The following is a 1016-nucleotide window of genomic DNA, read 5'->3' on the forward strand; positions in this document are numbered from 1 at the left end:
ACGATACCGGCGCATTCGGCGCCGAAACGAAGACCGTCCGCGGACTCCAGCGCGGGAATCCGGCCGAGTGCGACCATCACGTCGAGGAAGTTGAGCCCGGCCGTGACCACCTCGATCTCGATCTCGTCGGGGCCCGGCGCACGCCGGGCGCACCGGTGATAACGCAGTCCGTCGAGGGTGCCGGGAGTGGTTGTGGTCAAGGCGAATCCGGCATCGGGCACCACGGCCGCGCCGGCGGTTGTCCCGGGCGCCGGCGTCCACGGATCGAGCCTGCGGACGAATCGCTCACCGGCGCGAGCGAGGACTTCACGCTCGTTGTCGTCGGCGAACACCTCCGCCCACACGACGTCGAGGTCGGCGTCGGCCGGTTCGGCGTCGAGATCCACGACGGTGAACCGCAACTGCGGCATCTCGACCGCGATCACCGCGGCCAGACCCCACGCGGCCGCACCGGCGAGATCCACCTGCTGCGTGCGTACCGCGTGCGCGCCGCGGGTCACGTCGATCACCCGGGGCAGTTCGCGATCGTCGCGGCACACGCGTCGCAGCAGATCGACCAGATCGAGGGCGGAATCGGTGTAGCCCTTCCAGCGTCCGGCCCACCTCCTCCATATCGCTGAACGAGCGGGCCGCGTCGAGGATCAGCTGATCGTCGAGCGGGCGCAGGCCGTCGGTCAGCGCCTGGGACAACCCGCGCGGATCGAGATTCTTCGCCAGCTGCGGACGTCGCAGCGTGAGGATCAGATTGATGAGCTGGTCGTAGCGCTGCACACCGAGACCGAACATGCGCGCGTCGATGGCCGCGCGATAGTCGACCGGCCGATCCACGATCGCGTCGGTGCCGATCTGATCGGCGAGCTGTTTGCGGGTGAAGGGGCGGTCGTCGGGACCGATCAGCGAGAAGTCCACGCCCAGCCGGCCGTCGGCGACGAAGTACCACCGCGTCACCTTGTCGGAGCTGCGGGTGGCACGCATGCCGATGCCGACGGTCACCACCTCGGGATCGGACCGGCGCC

1 protein-coding gene and 1 pseudogene are annotated in these 1016 nt (G+C 69.4%); both read right to left on the bottom strand.

Features of this window, described 5'->3' with window-relative positions:
• A partial coding sequence (locus AB0C20_RS36425) for a hypothetical protein (RefSeq protein ID WP_357569747.1) occupies nt 1-386 on the bottom strand: 386 nt, incomplete at its 3' end.
• Nucleotides 307-1016 (bottom strand): annotated as a pseudogene (locus tag AB0C20_RS36430) (hypothetical protein); the annotation flags it as partial. The pseudogene AB0C20_RS36430 and the gene AB0C20_RS36425, both read right to left, overlap by 80 nt.

This window comes from Micromonospora sp. NPDC048843, from assembly GCF_040649965.1.
Taxonomy (GTDB): domain Bacteria; phylum Actinomycetota; class Actinomycetes; order Mycobacteriales; family Micromonosporaceae; genus Micromonospora; species Micromonospora hortensis.